The 25,513-nt window shown below is 66.7% G+C and carries 28 protein-coding genes; 17 read left to right on the top strand and 11 right to left on the bottom strand.

The window, feature by feature from the left end; translation table 11 throughout:
- Positions 1 to 17: 17 nt before the first annotated feature.
- From GGR46_RS08395 to GGR46_RS08410, 4 genes are read right to left on the bottom strand one after another with little or no spacing between them, the layout of a single operon-like run.
- Positions 18 to 1,430 carry a coniferyl aldehyde dehydrogenase gene (locus GGR46_RS08395; RefSeq protein WP_183996335.1) on the bottom strand — a complete coding sequence of 471 codons (1,413 nt, stop codon included), beginning with the start codon at positions 1,428 to 1,430 and terminating at the stop codon, positions 18 to 20.
- On the bottom strand, positions 1,427 to 2,197 hold the full coding sequence (locus GGR46_RS08400; RefSeq protein ID WP_183996337.1) for an SIMPL domain-containing protein: 771 nt from the start codon (positions 2,195 to 2,197) through the stop codon (positions 1,427 to 1,429). The genes GGR46_RS08395 and GGR46_RS08400 overlap by 4 nt, the downstream gene beginning before the upstream one ends.
- A 27-nt stretch (positions 2,198 to 2,224) precedes the next feature.
- Positions 2,225 to 2,992: a prepilin peptidase gene (locus GGR46_RS08405; protein WP_183996339.1), complete on the bottom strand. Its 768-nt coding sequence runs from the start codon at positions 2,990 to 2,992 to the stop codon at positions 2,225 to 2,227.
- Positions 2,982 to 3,242, bottom strand: coding sequence for a hypothetical protein (locus GGR46_RS08410; protein WP_183996342.1), 261 nt, complete (start codon positions 3,240 to 3,242; stop codon positions 2,982 to 2,984). Before GGR46_RS08410 ends, GGR46_RS08405 begins: the two co-directional genes overlap by 11 nt.
- 88 nt (positions 3,243 to 3,330) lie before the next feature.
- On the opposite strand from GGR46_RS08410, the gene GGR46_RS08415 reads away from it, so the two are divergent.
- Positions 3,331 to 4,518 (top strand): acetyl-CoA C-acyltransferase, encoded by a 1,188-nt coding sequence (locus tag GGR46_RS08415; RefSeq protein WP_183996344.1) that lies wholly within the window; start codon positions 3,331 to 3,333, stop codon positions 4,516 to 4,518.
- Between the two features lie 50 nt (positions 4,519 to 4,568).
- Positions 4,569 to 4,853 carry a hypothetical protein gene (locus tag GGR46_RS08420; RefSeq protein WP_183996346.1) on the top strand — a complete coding sequence of 95 codons (285 nt, stop codon included), beginning with the start codon at positions 4,569 to 4,571 and terminating at the stop codon, positions 4,851 to 4,853.
- Here GGR46_RS08420 and GGR46_RS08425 read toward each other — a convergent pair.
- Together GGR46_RS08425 and GGR46_RS08430 are read right to left on the bottom strand one after the other, a co-directional pair.
- Positions 4,850 to 5,245: a lysozyme inhibitor LprI family protein gene (locus tag GGR46_RS08425; protein ID WP_183996348.1), complete on the bottom strand. Its 396-nt coding sequence runs from the start codon at positions 5,243 to 5,245 to the stop codon at positions 4,850 to 4,852. The two genes, GGR46_RS08420 and GGR46_RS08425, sit on opposite strands and share 4 nt — an antisense overlap.
- Positions 5,246 to 5,414: 169 nt before the next feature.
- Positions 5,415 to 5,891, bottom strand: a complete 477-nt coding sequence (locus GGR46_RS08430) for an SH3 domain-containing protein (RefSeq protein WP_183996350.1) — start codon at positions 5,889 to 5,891, stop codon at positions 5,415 to 5,417.
- A 96-nt stretch (positions 5,892 to 5,987) separates the two neighbouring features.
- Between GGR46_RS08430 and GGR46_RS08435 the strand changes: the two genes are divergently transcribed.
- A complete protein-coding gene (locus GGR46_RS08435) occupies positions 5,988 to 6,986 on the top strand; it encodes a 2-hydroxyacid dehydrogenase (protein ID WP_183996352.1) in 999 nt (332 codons plus the stop codon).
- A gap of 158 nt (positions 6,987 to 7,144) precedes the next feature.
- Positions 7,145 to 7,585: a PilZ domain-containing protein gene (locus GGR46_RS08440; RefSeq protein WP_281396567.1), complete on the top strand. Its 441-nt coding sequence runs from the start codon at positions 7,145 to 7,147 to the stop codon at positions 7,583 to 7,585.
- A 48-nt stretch (positions 7,586 to 7,633) separates the two neighbouring features.
- Here GGR46_RS08440 and GGR46_RS08445 read toward each other — a convergent pair whose 3' ends face one another.
- From GGR46_RS08445 to GGR46_RS08455, 3 genes are all read right to left on the bottom strand, one after another.
- On the bottom strand, positions 7,634 to 9,037 hold the full coding sequence (locus GGR46_RS08445) for a nitronate monooxygenase (RefSeq protein ID WP_183996356.1): 1,404 nt from the start codon (positions 9,035 to 9,037) through the stop codon (positions 7,634 to 7,636).
- A gap of 67 nt (positions 9,038 to 9,104) precedes the next feature.
- Positions 9,105 to 10,238 carry a glycosyltransferase gene (locus GGR46_RS08450; protein WP_183996358.1) on the bottom strand — a complete coding sequence of 378 codons (1,134 nt, stop codon included), beginning with the start codon at positions 10,236 to 10,238 and terminating at the stop codon, positions 9,105 to 9,107.
- Between the two features lie 99 nt (positions 10,239 to 10,337).
- A complete protein-coding gene (locus tag GGR46_RS08455; protein WP_183996360.1) occupies positions 10,338 to 11,201 on the bottom strand; it encodes an alpha/beta fold hydrolase in 864 nt (287 codons plus the stop codon).
- An 18-nt stretch (positions 11,202 to 11,219) separates the two neighbouring features.
- Between GGR46_RS08455 and GGR46_RS08460 the strand changes: the two genes are divergently transcribed.
- The 12 genes from GGR46_RS08460 (at position 11,220) to GGR46_RS08515 (ending at position 21,971) form a co-directional block, all read left to right on the top strand.
- Positions 11,220 to 12,569: a protein adenylyltransferase SelO family protein gene (locus GGR46_RS08460; protein ID WP_183996363.1), complete on the top strand. Its 1,350-nt coding sequence runs from the start codon at positions 11,220 to 11,222 to the stop codon at positions 12,567 to 12,569.
- A gap of 60 nt (positions 12,570 to 12,629) precedes the next feature.
- The gene (astD, locus tag GGR46_RS08465) at positions 12,630 to 14,045 is read left to right on the top strand and encodes a succinylglutamate-semialdehyde dehydrogenase (protein ID WP_183996365.1); all 1,416 of its coding nucleotides are present in this window, start codon (positions 12,630 to 12,632) and stop codon (positions 14,043 to 14,045) included.
- Between the two features lie 221 nt (positions 14,046 to 14,266).
- A complete protein-coding gene (locus GGR46_RS08470) occupies positions 14,267 to 14,974 on the top strand; it encodes a Bax inhibitor-1/YccA family protein (protein ID WP_425506538.1) in 708 nt (235 codons plus the stop codon).
- Between the two features lie 6 nt (positions 14,975 to 14,980).
- The gene (locus GGR46_RS08475; protein WP_183996367.1) at positions 14,981 to 15,271 is read left to right on the top strand and encodes a TFIIB-type zinc ribbon-containing protein; all 291 of its coding nucleotides are present in this window, start codon (positions 14,981 to 14,983) and stop codon (positions 15,269 to 15,271) included.
- Between the two features lie 153 nt (positions 15,272 to 15,424).
- Positions 15,425 to 16,723, top strand: a complete 1,299-nt coding sequence (locus GGR46_RS08480) for a glycoside hydrolase 5 family protein (RefSeq protein WP_183996369.1) — start codon at positions 15,425 to 15,427, stop codon at positions 16,721 to 16,723.
- A gap of 59 nt (positions 16,724 to 16,782) precedes the next feature.
- Positions 16,783 to 17,376, top strand: coding sequence for a hypothetical protein (locus GGR46_RS08485; protein ID WP_183996371.1), 594 nt, complete (start codon positions 16,783 to 16,785; stop codon positions 17,374 to 17,376).
- A gap of 92 nt (positions 17,377 to 17,468) precedes the next feature.
- Positions 17,469 to 18,254, top strand: a complete 786-nt coding sequence (cobA, locus tag GGR46_RS08490) for a uroporphyrinogen-III C-methyltransferase (RefSeq protein ID WP_183996373.1) — start codon at positions 17,469 to 17,471, stop codon at positions 18,252 to 18,254.
- Positions 18,251 to 18,547: a DUF2849 domain-containing protein gene (locus tag GGR46_RS08495; protein ID WP_183996375.1), complete on the top strand. Its 297-nt coding sequence runs from the start codon at positions 18,251 to 18,253 to the stop codon at positions 18,545 to 18,547. The genes cobA and GGR46_RS08495 overlap by 4 nt, the downstream gene beginning before the upstream one ends.
- A gap of 1 nt (position 18,548) precedes the next feature.
- Positions 18,549 to 20,180, top strand: a complete 1,632-nt coding sequence (locus tag GGR46_RS08500) for a nitrite/sulfite reductase (RefSeq protein WP_183996377.1) — start codon at positions 18,549 to 18,551, stop codon at positions 20,178 to 20,180.
- Complete coding sequence (locus GGR46_RS08505) at positions 20,173 to 20,598, top strand: DUF934 domain-containing protein (RefSeq protein ID WP_183996379.1); 426 nt, start codon at positions 20,173 to 20,175, stop codon at positions 20,596 to 20,598. Before GGR46_RS08500 ends, GGR46_RS08505 begins: the two co-directional genes overlap by 8 nt.
- Positions 20,591 to 21,355: a phosphoadenylyl-sulfate reductase gene (locus GGR46_RS08510; RefSeq protein ID WP_183996381.1), complete on the top strand. Its 765-nt coding sequence runs from the start codon at positions 20,591 to 20,593 to the stop codon at positions 21,353 to 21,355. Before GGR46_RS08505 ends, GGR46_RS08510 begins: the two co-directional genes overlap by 8 nt.
- Before the next feature lie 13 nt (positions 21,356 to 21,368).
- A complete protein-coding gene (locus tag GGR46_RS08515) occupies positions 21,369 to 21,971 on the top strand; it encodes a hypothetical protein (RefSeq protein ID WP_183996383.1) in 603 nt (200 codons plus the stop codon).
- On the opposite strand, the gene GGR46_RS08520 is transcribed toward GGR46_RS08515, so the two are convergent.
- On the bottom strand, positions 21,965 to 23,407 hold the full coding sequence (locus GGR46_RS08520) for a S41 family peptidase (RefSeq protein WP_183996385.1): 1,443 nt from the start codon (positions 23,405 to 23,407) through the stop codon (positions 21,965 to 21,967). The genes GGR46_RS08515 and GGR46_RS08520 overlap by 7 nt on opposite strands.
- A gap of 42 nt (positions 23,408 to 23,449) precedes the next feature.
- On the bottom strand, positions 23,450 to 24,943 hold the full coding sequence (locus GGR46_RS08525; protein ID WP_183996387.1) for a replicative DNA helicase: 1,494 nt from the start codon (positions 24,941 to 24,943) through the stop codon (positions 23,450 to 23,452).
- An 83-nt stretch (positions 24,944 to 25,026) separates the two neighbouring features.
- Between GGR46_RS08525 and GGR46_RS08530 the strand changes: the two genes are divergently transcribed.
- Positions 25,027 to 25,512: a UPF0262 family protein gene (locus tag GGR46_RS08530; protein ID WP_183996389.1), complete on the top strand. Its 486-nt coding sequence runs from the start codon at positions 25,027 to 25,029 to the stop codon at positions 25,510 to 25,512.
- Position 25,513 lies beyond the last annotated feature (1 nt).

Raw genomic sequence — 25,513 nt, forward strand, 5'->3', positions numbered from 1 at the left:
GATTGCAGCATCGCCTTCTATTTCATCTGCCGCGCGATCGCGGCACGGGTCTTCTTGCCATAGGGCGGCTTGAGCCCGGCCAGCCCGGCCACGTCCAGCTTCGGCTGGCTGTATACCGCCTTGGCATGGCTGAACGTCCGGAAGCCGATCTCGCCATGATAGGCCCCCATGCCCGACGGGCCGATGCCGCCGAACGGCAGCTCCTCCTGGCTGACATGGAAGATCACGTCATTGATCGTCGCCCCGCCCGAGATCGTCCGGTCGAGCACCTGGCGCTTCTCGCCCTCGTCCTTGCCGAAATAATAGAGCGCCAGCGGCCGGTCGCGCCGGTTCACTTCGCCGATCGCATCCTCGAGCTTGCCATAGCGCCGCACCGGCAGGATCGGCCCGAATATCTCCTCCTGCATCACCGTCATGTCGTCGGTCGGGTTACGGATGATGTGGAGCGGCAGCTTGCGCGCGTTCGAGCTGGCCAGGTCCTCGTTCGCCGGATTGACCGCGATCACCTCGGCGCCCTTGGCCCGCGCATCCTCGATCCAGCCGGTCAGCCGCTCATAGTGCCGGTCGTTGATGACGGCGGTATAGTCGGGGTTGGACAACAGGGTCGGATACATGCGCGAAGCCGCGGCGACGAGCCCGTCGACCACCTCCGCCTCCTTCTCCTCGGGCACCAGCATGTAATCGGGCGCCAGGCAGATCTGGCCGGCATTGAGCATCTTGCCCAGCGCCACCCGTTCGGCCGTCTGCGCGATATCGGCCGAACGGCCGACGACCACGGGCGACTTGCCGCCCAGCTCCAGCGTCACCGGCACGAGGTTGTCCGCCGCAGCGTGCAGGATATGCTTGGCGATGCCGGTGGCGCCGGTGAACAGCAGATGGTCGAACGGCAATTCGGCAAAGGCCTTGCCCGCCTCCGGCCCGCCGCTGACGAAGGCCAGCTCGGTCGCGTCGAAATAGCGCCCGGCCAGATCCGCCATCAATGCGCTGGTGACCGGGGTGTATTCGCTGGTCTTCACCATCGCGCGGTTGCCGGCGGCGAACACCCCGGCGAGCGGGCTCACCACCAGCTGCACCGGGAAGTTCCACGGCGCGATGATCCCCACCACGCCCTTGGGCTGATATTCGATATGCCCGCGCCCGCCGAGCAGCCCGAGCGGGAACAGCACCGGCTTGCGCTGCGGCTTCGACCAGCGTGCCAGATGCTTGAGCGCATGCTTCAGGGGACTGACCGAGGCGGCGATGTCGGTGATCATCGATTGCTCGCGGCTGCGATGCCCGAAATCCTCGCTCAGCGCGTCGCAGAGCTTGTCGGCATTGTCGGCGACCATCGCGATCGTGCGTTTCAGCCGGTCGCGGCGTACGTCGAGCGAAACGGGCAGTTCGGCCATGAAGGCCTTGCGCTGGGCATCCAGCAGATCACGCATGCTCATCGGACAATCTCGTAGCTGAGGGTGAGGCGGGCGAGGATCGTAACCTTGTCCGGATTTATGGCGACTGGCACAGATGCTAGGCTGTTCGCCCCGCTGACCGTCACCACCCGGGGCAAGCTTCCGATATCCTGCGCGATCAGCCCGTCCCGTGCATCGAAATCGGTCACCCGCAACAGCGGCCCCAGCTTGGCGCCCGATGCGGCGGCGATCGCCTCCGCCTGCGCCTTGCCGTTGGCCAGCGCCACCGCCATCGCCTTGCGCCTGGCCGCCGCGGGATCGCGCAGCGCGAACTGCGCCATCGAGACGTCCGATCCACCCGCCTGGGCCACCGCGCCCGTGAGCGTTCCCGCCCGGTCGATCGGCGAGACGGTGACCGTCACGTTCATGTCGGCGATATGGCCCTGCACGGCGCAGGGGCCGGTCGAGAGTCGCGGTTGCTGCATGCCCATCTCGCCGCGCCGGCACTCGGCACTGCGCACTTCCTGCACGCGCATCGTGCCGGTGCGGATGTCCAGCTTCGTATCGGAGAACTGGCCCAGCGCGCGCTCGACCTGCTCCTTGCGTGCGACCAGCGCCCTGGTCGCCTCGTCGGCGGTCTGGCCTTCGCCGCGCACCACATAGCGGATCGCCGCGATCTCGGCGGGCAACTCGATCGTGCCTCCGGCGACGACGTCGATCCGCGGCGGTTCCGGCTTGTCCTGCGCCAGCGCGCCGCCCCCGACACATGCCCTCAGCGCCACGCCCGCGCCCAGCATCAAGCTCCGCATGCCGTCTCTCCCTCTTTTGCGGGGAGCCTAACCCGGTATCGGCCCGATCGCCAAGCCGAGCCACACCGCGAACGCCGCGGCGGCCAGCATCACGCCGAACGGCAGCCGGTCGGTCGCGGTCACCTTGTGCCCGCCGAGCATCAGCCCGAATATCCCGGCGAACCCGATCAGGCAGGCGGCGAGCAGCACCAGGGGCAGCGCGTGCCAGCCCAGCCACAGCCCGATCCCGCCGAACAGCTTGGGATCGCCGCCCCCCAGCCCCTGCCGCCCGCGCAGCCGCTTGTAGCCCCAGGCGACCAGCCACAGCACGCCGAACCCGGCCGCGCCGCCGATCAGCCGCTCGTCCAGCGGCGGGTTCAGGCCCAGCAGCCCGGTGCCCAGCCCCGTCGCCGCCAGCGCCGCGGTCAGTGCATTGGGCAGCCACAGCGCCGCCACGTCCAGCGCCGCCAGCGTGAGCAGCAGCCAGCCGAACACCGCGCCCGCCGCCCCCGCCGGATCGGGCGAGGCGATCGCCGCTGCCACCCCGATCGCGCCGCCGATCAGCTCGGTCAGCACATGGTTCATCCGGATCGGCGCGCCGCAGCCCCGGCAGCGGCCGCGCTGCAGGAGATAGCTCAGCACCGGCACCAGCTCGCCGGCGCGCAGTCCCTTGCCGCAGCTGTCGCATTCCGAGCGACCATGGCTGATCGCCCGCCCCGCGGGCCAGCGGATCGCCAGGGTCGCGATGAAGCTGCCGAAGACCAGCCCCAGCACGCCCAGCAGCACCGCCCAGCCCCAGACCGGGTCAATGGTCATGCGCGGGCTTCTTCCTGCGGACCAGATAGCGATAGATGCCCAGGCAGTTGATCCCGAACAGCACGATGTTCTGCGTCCACAGCGGCTCGTCCTTGGTCATCAGCGCCCCGCCGATCCAGGCGATGCTCGACGTGACGAACAGCACGAACCCCCAGCCGGTGATCCGCCGCCCCAGATCGAGCGACACCATGAACGCTGCGATGATCCCGCTGATCGAGGCATACCATTTGAGAATCTCGACCAGGTTCATGTTCGGCGCCTTTCATGCCGGGCCGCGCGGCTTTTGCAAACCGTCGCAAGCGATACTAGATGCGCCCCAACAATCGAGAGGATCCAATATGTCCGCCGACGACGTCGTCATCGCTTCCTATGCCCGCACGCCGATGGGAAGCTTCCAGGGCGTGCTGACCGACGCCTCCGCCACCGATCTCGGCGCCGCCGCCGTCGGCGCGGCGGTCGAGCGCGCCGGGCTCAAGGGCGATGCGATCGAGCGCATCTACATGGGCTGCGTGCTACCCGCCGGCCTCGGCCAGGCCCCGGCACGCCAGGCGGCGCTCAAGGCGGGCCTGCCCAACCACATCGAGGCCACCACGGTGAACAAGATGTGCGGCTCGGGCATGCAGGCGGCGATCATGGCCGCCGAGGCGCTCGCCGCCGGCTCGGTCGAGCTGCTCATCGCGGGCGGCATGGAGAGCATGACCAACGCGCCCTACCTGTCGCTCCGCCACCGCGCCGGCGCCCGCATCGGCCATGACGTGCTCAAGGACCACATGTATCTCGACGGGCTCGAGGACGCCTATGAGCCCGGCAAGCTGATGGGCAATTTCGCCGAGGAAGTGGCGCAGGAATATCAGTTCACCCGCACCGCCCAGGACGATTTCGCCATCGCCAGCCTCGAGCGCGCCAAGGCCGCCCAGGCGAGCGGCGCGTTCGACCGCGAGATCACCCCCGTCGAAGTGAAGACCCGCAAGGGCGTGGTCCAGGTCACCGCCGACGAACAGCCCGCCAAGGGCGATCCGGCCAAGATCCCGACGCTCAAGCCCGCCTTCTCCAAGGACGGCACGATCACCGCAGCCAATGCCTCCTCGATCTCCGACGGCGCCGCCGCGCTGGTGATGACCCGGCGGAGCGTCGCCGAGAAGCTCGGCCTCACCCCCGTCGCCCGCGTCGTCGCGCATGCCGCGCACGCCCATGCCCCGTCGCGCTTCACCACCGCGCCGGTCTTCGCGATGAAGAAAGCCCTCGCCAAGGCCGGCTGGGGGATCGGCGATGTCGACCTGTTCGAAGTGAACGAAGCCTTCGCTGCCGTCGCGATGATCGCGATGAAGGAGCTGTCGCTCGATCACGCCGTGCTCAACGTCAATGGCGGCGCCTGCGCACTCGGCCACCCGATCGGCGCGAGCGGCGCCCGCGTCCTCGCCACGCTCCTCTCGGCGCTCGAGACGCGCGGCGCGAAGCGCGGCCTCGCCTCGCTCTGCATCGGCGGCGGCGAAGCGACCGCGATGGCAGTGGAACTGCTGGACTGAACCAACCACGTCGCCCCGGCGAAAGCCGGGACGACGATCGAGAGGACGAGATGGTCTTCGATCTACGAGGCGCGCTGCTCAAAAAGGCCGAGGTCGAATCGGCGCGCCTCGACGATTTCGAGTTCCGCCTCCGCGCCCGCACCATGCGCCTCCTCGCGCCGCTGCTCGGCATCGAGGTGGAGGCCCTGGTCGGCCGCATCGCTGTCGAGCCCGACGAGGCGATCCTCGCCTCGCTCCCCGATACCGCCCGTGCCTGGTACGAAGAGGCCCGCACCGAGGCCCGCCGCCAGCTCATCGAGGAACGCGGCGACCCGACGCCCCACAAGCTGGCCTAGCGCTTCGCCAGCACCTTCGCCCGCGCCTTCGTCACATCGACCCAGCACTGCGCGACCACCACCGGCGCGATCGACCCGCCCCGATAGCGATCCCCCTTGGCGATGCAGCCACGATCGCGCTCGGCGAGCCATTTGCGCTGCTCGACCAGCAGCTTCTGCCGTGCCGCCGGCTTGAGCCGCGCCCGCAGCGCCGAATAGCGGGCGCTCATCTGCGCATCGGCGACACGCAGGTCGTGCGCCGCGCAATGCTGCATGTCGAACGTCGTCTCGCACTTGGCCGGCGCCGGGTCCTTGAAGGCCGGGTTCTGCATGAAGGCGCCCGCAGTCTGCGCCGAAGCACCCGTCGCGATCATCGCACCGGCAAGGGCGGCAAGGGCAAATCGGAAGGTCATTCGTTTCTCCTCAACCCTGCAACGCCTGCGCACCATTCAGGCTCCCCATAACCGTCATCCCGGCGAAAGCCGGGATCTCAGGCGAAGGCGCGGAGAAGGAGCCGCACGAGATCCCGGCTTTCGCCGGGATGACGGTCTATTTGAGAAACCCCACCCCTATCCGGCCAATTCAGTTCACCGTCTCGCCGGGGTCCGTCCCCCAGATATGGCTCTGCTCGACATAGCCGCCGCGCCCCGCGACGTCGAACCAGCACCAGTTGCTGGCGCAGCGGCTCACCCGGCCGACCACCCCCGGCGCTGCCCGCCAGCTGATCCGTGCATTGAAACGGGGGGCGTCCCGCATCTCGGTCACCGTGCCGATCACCATCGCGGTGCGCACGTCGTCGAGCAGGTTGGCGAGCATCCAGCCCTGGGTGCCGTCCGGATCCTCGACCTTGCGCCACTCGCCATAGATGTCGATCACCTTCAGCGGCAGGCCGCGGCGCTGGTAGAGCCAGTTCGACGGATAGTTGCGCCCCGGCCCGGTGCGCATCCGCGCCTTCTCCGCCTTGATCGAAACGAAATAGGGCGTCTTGCGCTGGGCCGCCGCGGGAACGGCCAGCCCCAGCGCAACGACGCCGAGCACGGCCCACTTCCCGAAACGCATGCGACCCCCATTGAATAGTGTTCGGGCCATCTACGCGCACCTCGCCCCCGCCATCAACCGTTGACTGGCGCCCTGCCACCGGCCAAGCCGCTCTTTATGGCACAAGGCCCGCGCCCTTCCCGCCCCCGGGTGATCGTCACCCGCGCGCTGCCCGAGAGCATCGAGGGGCGCATGGCCCAGCTGTTCGATACGGTGGCCAACCCCACGGACACGCCGATGACCGCCGAGGCGCTCGCCGCCGCGATGGCCGATTGCGACGTGCTGGTCCCCACCGTCACCGACCGGATCGATGCCGCGCTGATCGACGCCGCACCCGATCGCCTGCGCCTGATCGCCAATTACGGCGCCGGCGTCGGCCATATCGACCTGAAGGCGGCGCGCGAGCGTGGCATCACCGTCACCAACACCCCCGGCGTGCTGACCGAGGATACCGCCGACATGGCGATGGCGCTGATCCTCGCCGTGCCCCGCCGGCTGGTCGAGGGGGACGAGCTGGTCCGTGCCGGCGGCTGGACCGGCTGGGCGCCCACGTCGATGCGCGGCCACCGGATCGGCGGCAAGAAGCTCGGCATCCTCGGCATGGGGCGGATCGGCCAGGCGGTGGCGATGCGCGCCCGCGCCTTCGGCCTGCAGATCCATTACCACAACCGCCACCGCCTGCCCCAGGTGCTCGAGGCGCAGCTCGGTGCGACCTGGCATGGCGATCTCGATTCGATGCTCGAGGCGGCGGACATCCTGACCATCCACACCCCGCACACCGGCAGCACCGGCGGCCTGATCGACGCCCGTCGGCTCGATCTGCTCGGCCCCAGCGGCTGGCTGATCAACACCGCCCGCGGCGAAATCATCGACAATGAAGCGATGATCGCGGCACTGGCCGAGCGGCGCATCGCCGGCGCCGGGCTCGACGTTTACGTCAACGAGCCCGCGGTCGATCCCCGCCTGCTCGATCTCGACAATGTCGTGCTGCTCCCGCACCTCGGCTCCGCCACGTTCGAGGGCCGCGAGGACATGGGGGTCAAGGTGATGGCCAATATCCGGGCCTGGTCCGACGGGCATCGCCCACCCGATCAGGTACTCGATGGCTGGCTGTAGCTGATCTTATAAATACTTCTGATTACTTCGCCGATACCTCCAATATGGAGCTTCTTCCGGCGCGTTAACCAGAGTCCACAAGCACCCGGTAAATACAATTCTGCGTAATTCTACTTACGCGAAGCCACCTATTCGGGTGGCGCGTCGGGGGAAATCCGATGATACCGAGAGAATCGAGGCGGGAGGTCGTCATTCCCGCCCAGATGCGCAGCAAGAGAGGATGGAGTGACGTCACCATCCGCAACATCTCGCCGCATGGCCTGATGCTGCTGGCACCCTTCCCACCCAAGCCGGGCACCTATGTCGAGGTCCGCAGGGCCTCGCTGGCGCTGGTCGGCAAGGTGGTATGGGTCAAGGGCAAGGCGCTGGGCATTCAGCTGATCGAGCGACTGAACTTCAACGCACTGCTCCGTGCCGCCAATGAGGGTGTGGCCTTGGGCCCGATCCTGGCGTCCACCAATGCTACGCTGCCCGCGAACAGCGCCTCGGCCGACACGAGCCCCAGCATCTTCCAGAGCTGGCTGCGTGCCGGCCTCAATCGTCTTCGCGGCCAGTCCGGCCGCGCCTCCGCCATGGCGGATTTGACCGAAGTCTCCTGACGTCCCCGAGACGCGGCCAAAGCCGCGCCGGAAACCCCTTGGTCGCCCTCAGTCGCCCGTCAGGATCCGGTCCACCAGCTGCTTCACCGTCGGAACGAAGCCGTTCGAATAGAACGGATCCCGCTTGAAGTTGTAGGCAGCATGCCCCGCGAACATCAGGTTGTGGTCGGTCGGGCCGCCATGCGCGATGTCCTGCAGCGTCTTCTGGATGCAGAAGCTGCGCGGGTCGGCCAGCCGGCCGGTCGAGTTCGTCTCGGTATCCGCCCAGGACGAGAAGGCGCACTGGCTGAGGCAGCCCATGCAGTCCTTCTGATCGGTACGGATGATCTGCTGCTCGTCCGACGTCACGAACACCAAAGTGTTGTCCGGGGTCTTGAGCGCCGAGGTGAAGCCCTCGCCGAACCACTGGCGCGCGCGCAGCAGGTCGTTGCGGGTTACCCAGAAATTCTTGCCCTTCACGCCCACGTCGAGCTGGAAGGTGTGGTCGCCCGCCTCTTCGGTCGAATAGGGGATCTGGCGCTCGCTGCGCGCTTCCAGGCTGCGCAGGAACGGGTTGCGCACCGCCGAGGAATAGAAACCGGTGGGCGAGAAGCGATGCAGCAGCACCTCGCCTTCCTCGATCTCCATCAGCTTGGCCTTCCACTCGGCCGGGATCGGGCTTTCCTGGGTCAGCAGCGGACGGGTGCCGAACTGGAAGGCGATCGCGCCCAGCTCGGGATTGTCGATCCAGTTGCTCCAGTCGCGCAGATACCAGACGCCGCCGGCCATCACGATCGGCACGCTGTCCGAGATGCCGCCCTCGCGCATCACTTCGCGCAGTTCCTTGACGCGCGGATACGGGTCCTGCGGCTTCAGCGGGTCCTCGGCGTTCGACAGGCCGTTATGGCCGCCGGCGAGCCAGGGATCCTCGTACACCACCGCAGCCAGCCACTCGCTCGCCTTGGAATAGGCGCGCTTCCACAGGGCGCGGAAGGCGCGGCCCGAGCTGACGATCGGCAGGTAGTTGACATTGTACGACGCCGCGATCTCGCTGAGCTTGTAGGGCATGCCCGCGCCGCAGGTGACGCCCGCCACCATGCCGCGGGTGCGCTCGAGCACGCCGTGCAGCACGCGCTGCGCACCGCCCATTTCCCACAGCACGTTGATGTTGATGGCGCCCTTGCCGCCGCCGATCTCGAAGGCCTTCTTGACCTGCTGTACGGCGCCTTCGATCGCGTATTCGATCAGCTCTTCATGGCGCTCGCGGCGGGTGAGCGCGCGATAGATCTGGGGAATGATCTTGCCTTCGGCATCATAGCTGTCGGCGTTGACCGCGGAGACCGTGCCGATGCCGCCCGCGGCGGCCCAGGCGCCTGCGCTGGCGTGGTTGGTGGCAGCCACGCCTTTGCCCCCCTCGACGATCGGCCAGACTTCACGGCCGTTGTACAGGATGGGTGACAGACCCTTGAACACAGAACCTCCAGACTAAAAAATTCGGGCGACGCTAGACGGATCGGACGCAACAAGCGAGCAACATTCGTTATTGCAGTGCGTCAGGCCGTCCCATCGCGGCGCCATAGAGCCGCGCATAGGCGGCGATCATTTCACCTTCATCGAACAACGCACGGACGCGCGCCCGGTTCTCCTCGCCGACCAGCGAGCGTTCCTCGGGATATTTGGCGAACGAGCCGATGAAATCGCGCAGCTGCACCTCGGTGCGCTCGGGCGGCAGGAAATGCACGTTGCGCTCGCCGACCATCTTCGGGATGTCGCCCACCTTGGGCGCGACGACGGGGAGCCCCGCGGCCATCGCCTCCAGTACCGAAAGCGGCGCCTGCTCGCTCTTCGACGAGAGCGCGAACACGTCGAACAGGCCCATATAGCGGTGCGGCTCGGGCAGGAAGCCGGGCAGGATCACGTCGTCCTCGATCGCCATCGCCTCGGCGGCGTCGAGGATGTTCTGGCGTTCCGGGCCCTCGCCCACGATCACCAGCTTGAAGCGCGTATTGAGCCCCGCCACCGCGCGGACCAGCATCGGCAGGTCCTTGACCGGCCTCAGGCCCGCCACGCAGCCGATCACCATCGTGCCGGGCTTCTTCTTCTTGAGATCGGGGATCAGCTCGATGTCGGGCTTGCCGGCATAGAGCTGGGTCGGGATGCCGTTGGCGATGCGGAACAGCCGCTCGACGGGCTGGCGCCACTGCCGGAGCGCGATCTTCTCGAGTATCTCGGACGGCACGACCAGCGCGTTGGCGGCGGGCAATGCGAGCCGGCGGTACATGTTCCGCACCGGATTGAGCTTCTCGGCCTCGTCCTGGTTGAACCCATCCTCGTGATGGATCACCGGCGGCAGGCCCTTGCCGAACACCCGCGCCGCCATCACCCCGTCGATCGCGCCCCAATTGTAGGTCAGCACCAGATCGAAGCGGCGCATGTAGCGCGCGATCGCCTCGTAGCGCTTGACCGAGGGCTTGCCCGAGAGCGGCGGCGGGTCCTGGGCGATCTCGTACTTGATCCCCTTGGCGATCATCGCCCGCGCCTCGAGCTGGTCGGGCATCGCCGAGACGATCGTGTGCCGCGCCTTGTCGCCGAACGCGTTCATCAACCGCACGGCGCGCGCTTCCTTGCCGCCGAGGTTGAAGGTCGAATGGAGGTGGAGGATGTGGACAGGCATCGTTGGGAAAGCTCGATAGTCAATCAGTCTTCCCGGCGAAAGCCAGGATATCGCGCGGCAAGAGTTCGTCACGTTCCCGGGTCGGCGCCGTGACGGCGATCAAATCCTCGCCAGCAGCCGCTCGATCGCCGCAACCGCCTCGGGCTCCTCCAGCGTCGGCGCGTGGCCGATGCCGGGCACGGTGACCAGCTCGGCGCCCTGCACCCGCGCCACCATCTTCGCGGCGGTGTCCTCGCTCAGGATATCCGAGCGTTCGCCGCGCACGATCAGCAGCGGTCGGCCGTTGATCGCGTCGATCGTCGGCCACATGTCCGGCCCGGCCTCGTTGCCCGGCACGCGGAACGGCTCGGCGATCTTCATGTCGTAGTCCAGGACGATGCGGCCAGAGCTGTTCACCCGGTAGAGCCGCTTGGCCATGCGCAGCCAGTCCTCGATGCCATAGTCCGGATAGACATCGGCATTGCCCTCCGCGACGCCGCGCGCCGCGTGCATCCAGGTCGGGTACCACACCGCCTTGCCGACATAGGTGCGGATTCGCGCCAGTCCCGCGGGATTGATCTCGGGACCGACGTCGTTGAGCACCACGCCGGCCAGCTTGTCGCGCTCGGTGGCGGCGAGCAGCATCGTCACCAGTCCGCCCAACGAGGTGCCGATCGCAATGAACTTCTCGACCTTCAATGCCTCGAGAAGCGCCTCGACATCCTGGAAATAGGTGAGCGGCACATAGGACATCGAATCCTTCGCATACCCACTCTCCCCCCGCCCGCGGAACTCGACGCAGATAACGCGCCACTGCCCGGCCAGCCGCTCGGCCAGCGCCTCATAATCGCGCGCATTGCGCGTCAGCCCCGGGAAGCACAGCACCGGCGGCTTGTCCGCCGGGCCTGCATATTCGCGATAGTGGAGACGAATCCCGTCCCGCGACCACCAGAAACCGTCGGAATAGTTGCGTCGCTCGGCCATTGTTCCCCATATCGCCGCATGGACTTCACTCCGCAACAGGCGATCCTCGAACTCGGCGATGCATTCTACGATCGCGTCGCCGCCGCGCTCTTCCCGCAGACGAGCCTGCGATTCCGTAACGACCGTGCCGCGGCCGAGGTTGGGCTGGACGGTCTGTCGGACGAGGAGTGGGTCGCCCATTTCGGCCGATTCCAACCGCTCAGGGGCTCGCTCGAAGCCCCGCTGGCGCTGCGCTATCACGGCCATCAGTTCCGCGTGTACAACCCCGAGATCGGCGATGGCCGCGGCTTCCTGTTCGCGCAGATGACCGACTCGCACGGCCGGCTGATGGACCTGGGCACCAAGGGTTCGGGCCAGACCCCCTACAGCCGCTTCGGCGACGGCCGCCTCACGCTCAAAGGCGGCGTCCGCGAAATCCTCGCCACCGAGATGCTCGAGGCACTGAACGTACCCACCAGCCGCACCTTCTCGCTGATCGAGACCCGCGAGGAGCTCCACCGCGGCGACGAGCCCTCGCCTACCCGCTCCTCGGTGCTGGTCCGCCTCAACCACGGCCATATCCGCATCGGCACCTTCCAGCGCCTCGCCCATTTCCAGGAGGCCGAGGCGATGGAGCGCCTCGTCGCCTATGTGCTGCGCCATTATTATGGCGAGGAGCCGGGCGCGGACGGCCCCGCCCGCCTGCTCGCCCATGTCTGCGAGCGCACCGGGACGATGGCCGCGCGCTTCATGGCCGCGGGCTTCGTCCACGGCGTGCTCAACAGCGACAACATCAACGTCACCGGCGAGAGCTTCGATTACGGCCCGTGGCGCTTCGCTCCCTTCTGGGAGCCGGGCTTCACCGCCGCCTATTTCGACCATGCCGGGCTCTACGCCTTCGGCCGCCAGCCCGAGGCGATCTACTGGGACGCGATGCAGCTCGCCATCTCGCTGCGCCTGATCGCCGACGAGGAACCGCTGATCGAGGCGATGGAAGCCTACCCCGAAACCTATCAGCGCGAAGTCACCAAAGCCCTGCTCTGGCGCCTCGGCGTCAATCCCCGCGGCACCGAGGCGGACGGCATCCTCACCCGCGTGCTGGAAAAGGCCCTGGCCGAGACGCTGACCCCGCTCGACGAGTTCTTCTTCGATGCGTTCGGCGGCGAGCTTCCTACCCATTATGGCGAAGCGTTCGACGATCTGCGTGGCCAGCTGGAGTTCTACCAGCCCCGCAAGGCACGCGACCACGCCTATTGGTCCGGCACACCCTGCTCGATGCTGATCGACGAGGTGGAGACGCTCTGGGCATCGATCGCCGAATCGGATGACTGGGCGCCGCTCCATGCCAAGGTCGCGGCGATCCGACATATGGCAGAGGCACTGGCCTAGCCGCCCAAATTCGTGCAAAGCACGGCAACCTTCCCGAAAGACCAATTCTCCCCGAAATCGATGCCCGGCACGGAAATCATCTCGACCGAACCCGCCACCGGTGCGGTTCTCTGGCGCCAGACTAGCGGAGACGCCGACAGGGAAGTCGCCCTCGCCCGCGCGAGCTGGGCCGCCTGGGCGGCCCACCCGCTCGCCTATCGGATCGAGGCGCTGCGCCGTTTCGCCAATGTCGTGCGGCAGAAAGCGGACGCCTTCACCGACCTCATCGCCCGCGAGACCGGCAAGCCGCTCTGGGAAGCGCGCACCGAGGTCGAGACGGTGATCGCCAAGGTCGATATCTCGATCACCGCCTATTCGGAGCGGACCGGCCAGCGCCGGATCGATGCGCCGATGAACACTCGCCTGGCACTGCGCCACAAGCCGCACGGCGTGCTGGCGGTGCTCGGCCCCTATAATTTCCCGGTCCACCTGCCCAACGGCCACATCGTCCCCGCGCTGCTCGCCGGCAATGCCGTGGTGTTCAAGCCGTCGGAGAAGACCCCGGCCTCGGGCGCCTTCCTGGTCGATTGCTTCCACGCCGCCGGAATTCCCGAGGGCTGTGTCCGCCTGCTCGTCGGCGGCCCGGACGAGGGCAAGGCGCTCGCCGGCCATCCGGACATCGACGGCCTGCTGTTCACCGGCTCGGCCAATACCGGCATCGCGCTCAACCGCCAGTTCGCCACCCGGCCCGAGAAGATCCTCGCGCTCGAAATGGGCGGCAACAACCCGATCGTGGTGTGGGACACGCCCGATCTCTATTCGGCCGCCGTGCTGGTGGTTCAGTCGGCCTTCACCAGCGCCGGCCAGCGCTGCACCGCCGCCCGCCGCCTGATCGTCGACCAGAAGCTGTTCGATCCGCTGATGGGCGAGCTCAACAAGCTGATCGGCCGCCTGATCATCGGCGAGCCCCATGCCGATCCGGCGCCGTTCATGGGCCCGGTGATCGACAATGACGCGGCCGACATGCTCACCGAGAGCTTCCTGGCGCTGTCGACCATGGGCGGCCGTCCGCTCCGCCACATGGAGCGCCCGATCGAGGGCCGCCCCTTCCTCACCCCCGGCGTGATCGATATGACCGGCGCGCGCGAAAAGGTGGACGTCGAGCTGTTCGGCCCGATCCTCCAGGTCTTCCGGGCGGACAGCTTCGAGGACGCGATCATCGAGGCCAACGACACGCGCTACGGCCTGTCGGCCAGCCTCGTCTCGCAGGATCCCAAGCGCTACGACCAGTTCTGGGCGAACATCCGCGCCGGGATCGTCAACTGGAACCGGCCGACCAACGGCGCTTCGTCGGCGGCACCGTTCGGGGGCGTGGGCTGGTCGGGCAACCACCGCCCGAGCGCCTATTACGCCGCGGACTATTGCGCCTATCCGGTGGTCTCGTCGGAAAGCGAATCCTCCCGCGCCTCGATGGGGGTCGGTCTCAGGGACGCCTGAGCAACAATTCGTTACAATCGCGGCGTTGAAGCGCCACGACCCGCCGCCTACATTCCAGAAGCGGACCGGGCCCCTCTGGCGAGGGCTTTCCAAGCCCTCGTGATGTCGGACCGCATCGAGCGCGCTCGGTGCAGGTTCGGACGGCCAAGTCCCCCTTCCCCACCGAACCGGCCCCGGGCGTCGCTCGATCGAATGCTTTGCTTCGATTGGAGTTTTCGCACGTGAACCCTCTCTACCAGACTCCCCGCACCGGCGCCGCAGCCGCGCGCTTTGACGAGGGACTGCGCCAGCACATGCTGGGCATCTATCGCAACATGGGGATCGGTCTGGCGATCACCGGCCTCGTCGCGCTTGCCGTGGCGAGCACGCCGGCACTGGTCGCGCTGATCTTCGGCACGCCGCTGAAATGGGTGGCGATGTTCGCGCCGCTCGCCTTCATCTTCTTCTTCCAGTTCCGCATCGACCGGATGAGCACGGCCGGCGCGCGCACCGCCTTCTTCGCCTTTGCCGGCGTGATGGGCGTGTCGATGGCCAGCATCTTCCTGGTCTTCACGGGCGAGAGCATCGCCACCGCCTTCTTCGCCGCGGCCGGCATGTTCCTGGCGCTGAGCCTGTTCGGCTACACCACCAAGCGTGACCTGACCGGCATGGGCACCTTCCTGATGGTCGGCCTGATCGCGGTGGTGCTGATGAGCATCGTCAACATCTTCCTCGGCTCGTCGCTGCTGCAGACGCTGTTCTCGGTCATCGGCATCGTGATCTTCGCCGGCCTCACCGCCTGGGACACGCAGCGCCTGAAGAGCGAGTACGCCCACTACGGTCGCAGCGAAGCTGCCGACAAGCTGGCGATCATGGGCGCGCTGTCGCTCTATCTGAACCTGATCAACATGTTCCAGCTGCTGCTGAACCTGACGGGCGAGCGGGAGTAACACGCGATGGCCAGTTTCACCTGCCCCGTCGACGGCACCGTGCTGGTGCCCGTCGAGCGCTCCGGGATCGAGATCGATCATTGCCCCAGCTGCCGGGGCGTGTGGCTCGATCGCGGCGAACTCGACAAGATCATCGAGCGCAGCGCTACCCCGGCGCCCGCACCGGCGGCTCCCCAGCCGCAATATCGCGGCGAGTATCGCGACGAGCGCCCGCGCTATGATGATCGCGGCCACGGCCTTGGCGGGCACTATCCGCAGAAGCGCCGCAAGTCGTTCCTCGAGGAACTGTTCGACTGACCCTGATCCCAGCCCGCGTGCAGGCGCAATACGCGCGGGCGGACGGGCGCGGCCTTTTACCCTCCTCACCTGCGAAGGCCGCGCCCCGTCCAACCCCACTTCCTCCCCGCGCCGTGGCGGTTATGCTGTGACCGCTAACAGGGGAGGAAGACCATGATCACCCGCAGGTCCGTGCTCGGATCGACCGCTGCCGCGCTCGCCGGCGCCGCGCTTCCCCTTCCCGCAATCGCCGCTCCCGACGATTTCGTCACCCGCAAGGGCACTGGCCTGCTGCTCGGCGGCAAGCCCTATCGCTTCGCTGGCACGAACATGTGGTACGCCGCCTGGCTCGGGGCCGATGCGCCCTGGGGCAATCGGGACCGCCTGCGCCGCGAGCTCGACACGCTGGCCTCGATCGGTATCCGCAACCTGCGCATCGCCGCCTCGGCCGAGGATTCCCCGCTCAAGAACTCGGTGAAGCCGGCCTTCCGCACCAGGGGAAGCGCGTGGAACCCGGCCCTGGTCGACGGCCTGGCCTATGCGCTCTCCGAGCTCGCCAAGCGCGACATGAAGGCGGTGCTCTACCTCACCAATTTCTGGGAATGGTCGGGCGGGATGATGACCTATCTCAGCTGGGTGAATGGCGGGAAGTATCTCGACGCGAACGATCCGGCCCATCCCTGGCCCGAATTCCCGGACATGACCGCACAATTCTACGCGAACAGCGAGGCCGTCGCCCTGTTCCACGACTATGTCCGCGCCACCGTGAAGCGCCATGCCGGCGATTCCACGATCATGGCCTGGCAACTCGCCAACGAACCGCGTCCCGGCGGCAGCTCCAAATCCGCCGAGCCGAACCTCGCTGCGTACAATGGCTGGATCCAGGGCACGGCGAAACTGATCAAGTCGCTTTCGCCCAGGCACCTCGTCTCCACCGGTAGCGAAGGGCTCAAGGGCTCGGTCGAGCGCGCCGATGTCTACAAGGCCGCGCACACCTTCCCCGAGATCGACTATCTCACCGCCCATATCTGGCCGCTCAACTGGGGTTGGGTCGATGCGAAGGATATCGCCGGCACCAACGACGCGAGCTTCGCCAGGGTGCGCGAGTACATCGCCCAGCACCTCGCGCTGGCGACCGAGATCGGCAAGCCGCTGGCGATCGAGGAATTCGGTTATCCACGCGACGGCGGCGGCTATGATCCAGAGTCAGCAACTCGCTACAAGGACCTGTATTACAAGCTGATCTACGACGCAGTCGAAGCCAATCCAGCCATCATCGCCGGCTCCAACTTCTGGGCCTGGAACGGCGAGGGCCGCCCGGTGCACGGCGACCACCGCTTCCGCCCCGGCGACACCGCCTGGCTAGGCGATCCGCCCCACGAGCCCCAGGGCTGGTACGGCGTGTTCGACAGCGACGTCTCTACCCGCGCGGTGATACAGGCGCATGCCCGGGCTCTCGCCATTGTGGACTAAAACGATCTGCGGATCGCAGTAGCGCGTGATAGACTGGTGCTTCCTGAGGGGGAGGAAACATGTCTGGCGCTATGAGGGATCGCGTTCCGAAAGACCCGACGTACGAACTCGAATATGCGGAGGCTCTGAACAAAATTCAGTTCGAGCACACACTCATCCATCACCGGATGTCGTGGCTGTTCACGTCTCAGGGATTTTTTACCGCGGCCTATTTTGCGCTCAAGAGCCCGACCTTCGAGCACTTGGACAACCTCCACGACTATTGGCTCTTACTGTCCAGCTCCGCCGCGATCACCGCACTGATGTTCTATTTCAGTATTCTGGCCGCGCATATCGCAATGCGCACCTGGCGCCTTCGTGCGGAGGAGAACAGGCGGGATGCGTTGATATCCAGAATCTACATCCACTATTTCGGCGATGCCCCCGCATCCACCATCAGCCTGATGTTTCTGGCATTCTGGCTGAGCCTGATATGGCGGGATCGTGAGCTGTACACCTCGGACCGAATGAATGGTCTGTACCTGATGATCGGCACGGTGGTCTTTGCCGGCCTCGTCTGGTTTGCTGTGACGAAGTTCAAATTCTGGCCAAGCCCGAAAGGGCGCCTGAACATGCCACCAGAGCCGCCCATCGGGCTTCTCGATCGCCCCTAGCGGCTACACGCAGCCACTGGCGATAGTTTCCCTAGCCCCACCCCAAGCAACCGTCCGTTGCCCCCCGAGCCGTCGCGGCCCATCTGCCGTCCATGGCGACCCTTCTCGATCCCACCGCGCGCGGGCGCGTGATTCTCGTTGGCGCGGGCCCCGGCGATCCGGGCCTGCTCACCGTGCGCGCCGTCGAGGCGCTCAAGCAGGCCGATGTGCTCGTCCATGACGGGCTGGTCGATCCGCGCGTTCTCGATCTCGCCCCCCAGGCCCACCGCATCTCGGTCGCCAAGAGCCGCTCCAAGCACACCGTGCCGCAGGATGCGATCAACGCACTGATCGTCGCACATGTGAAGACCGGCGCGATCGTCGTCCGTCTCAAGGGCGGCGACCCGTTCATCTTCGGTCGCGGTGGCGAGGAAGTCGAAGCCGTGCGCGCCGCCGGCCTGCCGGTGGAAGTCATCCCGGGCATCTCCGCCGCGCTGGGTGCGGCCGCCGAGGTCAACTTGCCGCTCACGCACCGCGACTGGTCGAGCGCGGTCAGCTTCGTCGCCGGCCAATGCAAGGGCCTCAGCGAGCAGAACTGGTCCGGCCTGGCCGGCAAGGGCCGCACGCTGGTGATCTATATGGGCGTCGCCACCTGCCCGGACATCTCCGAGAAGCTGATGAATGACGGCGTCTCGCCCGACATGCCCGTCGCGGTGCTCGAGCGCGGCACGCTGGAGGGCAGCCGCGCGCTGCGTACCCTGCTCGCCGATCTCGGTCCGATGGTCGCGCGCGAGCAGGTGCAGAGCCCCGCGATCATCATCGTCGGCGAAGTCGTGATGCTAGCCGATGCCGAGGACAAGCTCGCCAACTGGGCGAAGGCGGCGGAGGCGCTGGCATGAAGCTGCTCACCGGAAACGATCTTCCCACCGGCGACGTCACCTGGTGGTCCGGCTCGGGCTGGTCGCGCCATGTCGAGGATGCCGTCGATGTCGGCGACCAGGGCGAGGCGATCGCCCATGCCGAGGAAGGCGCGCGCCGGGTCAACGGTCCCTATGTGATCGACGCGACTGCCACGCCCGAGGGGCCCCGCCCCGCGCACATCAAGGACCGCATCCGCGCGCTCGGCCCCACCGTCCGTCCGGACCTGACGTTGAAGCCCGCCGACCCCAATGCCGGCAGCTGGGTGATCTGACATGTACAAATACGACGAATATGACCACTCCATCGTCGCGGCCCGCGTCGAGGAATTCCGCGACCAGGTGAACCGCCGCCTCGCCGGCCAGATTACCGAGGACCAGTTCAAGCCGTTGCGGTTGATGAACGGCCTCTACCTCCAGCTCCACGCATACATGCTGCGCGTCGCCGTGCCCTATGGCACGCTCGACAGCCGCCAGATGCACATGCTGGCGCACATCGCCCGCAAATATGATCGCGGCTATGGCCATTTCACCACCCGCCAGAACCTCCAGTACAACTGGATCAAGCTCGAGGACGCGCCCGACATCCTCGCCGAGCTGGCGACGGTCGAGATGCATGCCATCCAGACCAGCGGCAACTGCATCCGCAACATCTCGTCGGACCAGTTCGCCGGTGCCGCAGCCGACGAGCTGACCGATCCGCGCCCCTGGGCCGAGCTGCTGCGCCAGTGGAGCACGTTCCACCCCGAATTCAGCTACCTGCCGCGCAAGTTCAAGATCTGCGTGATCGCAGCAGAGGAAGACCGCGCGGCGATGCGCCTGCACGATATCGGCATCCAGATCGTCGAGAAGGACGGCCAGCTCGGTGCCGCGATTTACGTGGGCGGCGGCATGGGCCGCACCCCGATGATCGCGCCGCTGATCAAGGACTTCGTGCCCTTCGACGATTTCGTCAGCTATCTCGAAGCCTGCCTGCGCGTCTACAATCGCTATGGCCGCCGCGACAACATGTACAAGGCGCGGATCAAGATCCTGATCCACGAGCTCGGCGCGGACAAATATCGTGCCGAGGTCGAGGAGGAATTCGCCGCGGTGAAGGCGCTCGGCATCGATCCGCCCCAGGCCGAGTTCGATCGTATCGCCGCCTATTTCGCCCCGCCCGCCTTCGACGCGGACGCGCCCGACACGCTCGACCGCAGCGATCCCGATTTCGCCGTCTGGCTCGATCAGAATGTCTCGGCGCACAAGAAGCCGGGCTATGCGGTGGTCACGATCAGCCTCAAGCCGATCGGCGGCATCCCCGGCGACGCCACCGCCGACCAGATCGACCTGATGGCCGATCTCGGCAAACAGTTCAGCTTCGACGAGCTGCGCGTCACCCACGCCCAGAACATCGTATTGCCGCATGTCCGCAAGGCCGATCTCTACACCGTGTGGCAGCAGCTGCGCGAAGCGGGCCTGGCCGAAGCCAATCTCGGCCTGATCAGCGATATCATCGCCTGCCCGGGCCTCGACTATTGCAGCCTCGCCAACGCGCGTTCGATCCCGCTCGCGCAGAAGATCGCGACGCGCTTCTCGGACATCGGCCGCCAGCGCGAACTCGGCGAACTCAAGCTCAAGATCAGCGGCTGCATCAATGCCTGCGGCCACCATCATGCCGGTCACATCGGCATCCTCGGTGTCGACCGTAAGGGCGTCGAGAATTACCAGCTGTCGTTCGGCGGCTCGGGCGCGGAGGACGTGTCGCTCGGCACGATCACCGGCCCCGGCTTCAGCGAGGACGGCATTGTCGACGCGATCGAGAAGGCGACCGACCTCTATCTCGCCCAGCGCGAGGACGGCGAACGCTTCCTCGATACCTATCGCCGCCTCGGCATGGCCCCGTTCAAGGAGGCGATCTATGGGTGATCTGCTGCGCTACCGCGACGACGAGACGCATGAGGAGCCCGCCGTCACCCTCGACGCGTTCCTCGGCCAGTCCAACGCCACGGCCGTCCGCATCGAGAGCGGCGAGGATGCGCGCATCCTGCTCCCCTATCTCGATCGCCTCGCGCTGGTCGAAGTGAGCTTCCCCAAGTTCCGCGACGGCCGCGGCTATTCCACCGGCCGCATCCTGCGGGAGGCGGGCTATACCGGCGAGCTGCGCGCCCAGGGCGACGTCCTGGTCGATCAGATCCCGCTGATGCGCCGCTGCGGCTTCGACAGCTTCGCACCAGAGGCTCCGGTCGACGAGGCCGTGCTCGCGGCAAGCCTGGCCCGCTACGAATTCCACTATCAGGCGGCAGCCGATCCTGCGGTGCCCGTATGGAAACGCCGGCATGGCTGAAGCCGTACGCAAGGTTGATCGACTGGACGTCGCCCCGCGCTGGACGGCGGCTGACGCGATCCGCCTGAACAACCTGTTCCGCGGCACCGACACGCCCGAGATGCTGCGCGAAGTATTGGGCAACCACATGCTAGGCGACGTCGCGCTCGTCTCGTCCTTCGGCGCCGAGAGCGCGGCCCTTCTCCATCTGGTCGCCCAGGCCGATCCGAACACCCCCGTGATCTTCCTCGATACCGGCAAGCATTTCCCGGAGACGCTTGCCTATGTTCACCAGCTCGCGGCATTCATCGGGCTGAAGAACCTCCAGATCATCGTGCCCGATGCCGAGGCGATCGAGAAGCGCGACGCCACCGGCCTGCGCTGGTCCTATGATCCGGACGGCTGCTGCGAAATCCGCAAGGTGATGCCGCTGGAAAAGGCGCTCGCCGGCTTCGACACCAGCATCACCGGCCGCAAGGCATTCCAGGCGAGCACCCGCAACGCCCTGCCCCGCTTCGAGCTCGATGGCGACCGGCTGAAGTTCAACCCGCTGGCCAGCTGGACCAAGGACGACATCGAAGCCTATTTCGAGATGCACAGCCTGCCTCGCCATCCCCTGGAGGCACAGGGCTATCTCTCGATCGGCTGCGCGCCGTGCACCAGCGTGGTCAAGCCGGGCGAAGATCCCCGCTCGGGTCGCTGGCGCGGCTGGGACAAGACCGAGTGCGGCATCCACACCGCGATCGAAGACGGCGACCCCAACCAGCCGAGCTTCTGATAGGTTCGGGCCGATGTCGATTCGGCCCCTGTTCCCGCTCCTCGCCCTGCTCGCCACTGCGAACGCTACCGCTCCCGACTGGCGCCTCGAGACCGGCGAGCCCCCGGCACATTTCGCCGCGCGTATCCTCGACCGGCCCGAAGGCGATCTGAATATCGTAGATGCGCCCTGGAATGGCCGACGTACGATCTTCGCCGACTATCAGCGCGGCGAACTACAGAACAACTACACTGTCAGCTTCCGCGAGCTGTTCGCACTGGTGCAGCAGCCGGACGGCGCCTGGGGCAAGATCGCGGTCACCACCGGCGAGGAGGAAGGCGGCGACGCCGAGGTCGCGGCGATCGGCTTCGCCAATGCCGATCGCGACGCGGATCGCGAGCTGATCGTCATCCTCAAATGGCCGCAGCAGCATTACGACTATAGCGGCGCCTTCTACGAAGTCCGCCTGTTCGATACGCCCGCTATCGGCAAGCCGGCGCTGACCTATCTGGAGGGGCTCAGCAAGAAGTTCGGCGGGGTCGGCTGCGAATGCAGCTCGCGCGAGGGCGGCGACACGCACTATCGCTTCAAGACGATCGCCGCAGTGAAGCAGGAACTGAAGCGTCTCGGCTACTGACAGACCGTCCTGGAGGGCGCCGCCCATGCCCTGCTCAGTGCCCGCAGCGCCACGTCATAGGCAGCATCCTTCGTCACCCGCACCTCGCCCACACGCGGCTGGACGAAGCAATCCGGCATGGCGCCGTGATTGGGATGCGGTTCAGGCCATGTGAAGCGGAAGGCGAGCAGCGGGATGCCGATCTCCATCCCTGAATTGGGCAGGGTCAGCTCCCATTTATAGCCACTGGTGTTGCCGCCATGGGTCCCACCCACTTCCTCGCCGACGAACAGCCCGCGGTTGGTCGCGCGGAGCATCGATGCCAGCTCGGCGCCGCCCGAGAAGGTATAGCCGCCTGCAAGTACGACCAGCCGGCCCTTGAAGACCGGGCGCGCCCTTTCCCAGCGCGTCATCAGGCCCTCGGGCGGAGCGTCGATGCGGAGCAGATCGCCATTCGGCGCCGCCTCCACCGTTCTCAACTCGTCGGCATCATAGATTTCCTGCTCGAAAACCTTGCCGGACAGGCTCGTCACCCGGAGCCTGTTCGACCGCGAACGGACCGACGCGTATTTCCGGAACGGCTCCTCGATCAGATAGGACAGGAGGATGCTCTCGTTCGGCTCGGATCCACCCCCATTGTCGCGCAGGTCGAGGATCAGATTCTTCGTCCCACGCGCGGCAATCTGCTCGAAGATCGCCTGGACGGTCGCGCGATAGTCCGCCCCCGCCGCCCGATACCGCTTGTTGCTGAAGGTCGGGACATAAAGATAGGCGGTGTCGACATTCACCCAACGCAGCGTCGCCACCGGTGCGGGATCCTCGGGCGGCGCGGGCCGGGCGCTGAACGGCACCGGCGCCAGCCACCGCGCGACGATCCGGCCGTCGGACAGTTTCAGCCGGACTGCATAATCGCGCTCGTTGCCGCGCATCCACCAGCGCACCGCCGCATAGCCGCGCCCCAGCCGGTCGCGCATCACCCCCGTCCGGTTGTCGCCGTCATGCGCGCTCACCCGCGCCATCTCCTCGAGCATCGCCTTGTGGCCCTGCCCGCCGACCGAGAGCAGCTGGCTCCCCACCGGCACGTCCGCCGCTCCGCCATAACCGGCGGTGACAAAGGCGCCTTCGTCGCGCCAGAGCAGGTCGAGCGGGAAGAGCTGTGCCGTCTCACGATAGCGGCAGTTCATCCCCTCGCTGCGCGCCACCGAGAGATGCCCCTCGCCGATCCCGCGCAGCAGCGGGCTCAGCGCGCGGAAGAATTCTTCCTCATTGGTAACTCGCGCCATCGCCGTTCGCGCTTCGGCCTTGCGCCTCGCCCATTGCGCCGGGCTCTGACGCCAATAGATGTCGGGCAATCCCGCCTCTGCGGCGGAGATGGCCAGTTCCAGATCTTCGATGGCCCGGACGGGGCTAAGCTGGCCCGCCGGACAGGCGGCCATCGCGAACGCTAGGAACGGCATGCCGACTTGATACGCAAGCGTACCGAAGTCCGGCAAGCCGGATCAATAGCCGCCCGGCGCGAGGTCGCTGAACTTGGTGAACTGGCGATCGAAGCGCAGGTCCACCGTACCGGTGGCACCGTGACGCTGCTTGGCAATGATCACGCTCGCCTTGTTCGCCACCTGCAGCTGGTGGTCCTGCCAGGCCTGGTACTTGGCGATCTCGTCCGGCGTCGAATTGCCGTCGGGCACCTTGGGCGCCTTGAAGTCGTGATAATATTCGTCGCGATAGACGAACAGCACGATATCTGCGTCCTGCTCGATCGAGCCCGATTCACGAAGATCGGAGAGCTGCGGCCGCTTGTCCTCGCGGCTTTCCACCGCGCGGCTGAGCTGGGACAGCGCCAGCACCGGCACGTGCAGCTCCTTGGCCAGCGTCTTCAGGCCGCGGCTGATCTCCGAGATTTCCTGCACGCGCCCGTCGCCCGAGGCCTTGGCCGAGCCGGTGAGCAGCTGGAGATAGTCGACCACCACGAAACCGATCTTGTACTGACGCTTCAGTCGCCGCGCACGGGTGCGCAGCGCCGCGATGGTCAGGCCGGGCGTGTCGTCGATATAGAGCGGCAGCCGCTCCAGATCGCCCGCCGCCCGCGCAAACTTCATGAACTCAGGCCCCGAGATATTGCCGGTACGCAGTTTCTCCGACGAGACTTCGGACTGCTCGGACAGGATACGCAGCGCCAGCTGGTCGGCCGACATTTCGAGGCTGAAGAAGGCGACCGGCGCGCCGATCGACTTGTCCTCCGGAATCCCAGCCTCCATGTCGTCGAGGTATCGCTTGGCCGCGTTGAACGCCATGTTGGTGGCGAGCGAGGTCTTGCCCATGCCCGGGCGCCCGGCAAGGATCAGAAGGTCGGAACGGTTGAGGCCGCCGGTCATCGCGTTGAAGTCGGTCAGGCCCGAGGTGATGCCCGACACGCTGCCACCCGAGTTCATCGCCCGCTCGGTGTGCCGCACCGCCACCGTCGCGGCGCGGGTGAAGCTCTTGGCGCCGGTATCCTCGCCGCCCTTTTCCGCGACTTCGTATAGCTTTAGCTCGGCCTGCTCGATCTGCTTGGCAGGATTGATCTCTTCGCTGGTATCGAGCGCACTGTCGACCAGATGGCGCCCGACGCCGACCAGCGCGCGCAGCACCGCAAGGTCATAGACCTGGTCCGCAAACGCCCGCGCGCCGATCAAGCTGGCCGGGTTGCCGGTCAGCTGCGCCAGATAGGCCGGCCCACCCAGCTCCTTCATCGCGGCATCGGCGGCGAAGAGCGGCTTGAGCGTCACCGGCGTGGCGAGACGGTTGTCGCCCACCAGCGTCGAGATCGCGTCATAGATCCGCCCGTGCAGCGGCTCGAAGAAATGCTCGGGGCGCAGCTTCTGCAGCACGTCTTCCGCGACTCGGTTGTCGATCATCATTGCGCCGAGCAGCGCGGCCTCCGCCTCGACGTTCGCGGGCAGGCTCAGGCCTTCGGGAGAATCGGGAATCGGAAGGGGGATCGGTTGCGCCATCCCCATCCTATGCGCACCGCCCGGCGTTTCCGGCAACCGCACAGCTTGTGGAAAACGGTAATAGGTCGCAAAGCAACGGCGGTATGGCCGCAGATCCGCGCATCATCGACGTCACGCTCGACGAGCGCACGATTCTGTGGCGCTCGGCCGATATCGAGCAGGAGCGCCGGATCGCGATCTTCGACCTGCTCGAGGAGAATCACTTCGCGCCCCAGCGCCCCCAGGCGGACAGCTATGCCGGCCCCTACAAGCTCCATCTGGCGGTGCAGGAAGGCCGGCTGGCACTGGAGATCAAGCGCGCCGACGATTCCCATCAGGAGACACTGATCCTCGGCCTGGCCGCATTCCGCCGCCCGATCCGCGATTACTTCGCCATCTGCGACAGCTATTATGCCGCGATTCGCAACGCCACGCCTGCCCAGATCGAAACCGTCGACATGGCCCGGCGCGGCATCCACAACGACGCGGCGACGCTGCTCAAGGACCGGCTGGAAGGCAAGATCGACGTGGACTTCGATACCGCCCGCCGCCTGTTCACGCTGATCTGCGTGCTTCACATCAAGGGTTAGG

Source organism: Sphingomonas kyeonggiensis, from assembly GCF_014196745.1.
In the GTDB taxonomy this organism is placed as follows: Bacteria; Pseudomonadota; Alphaproteobacteria; order Sphingomonadales; family Sphingomonadaceae; genus Sphingomonas; species Sphingomonas kyeonggiensis.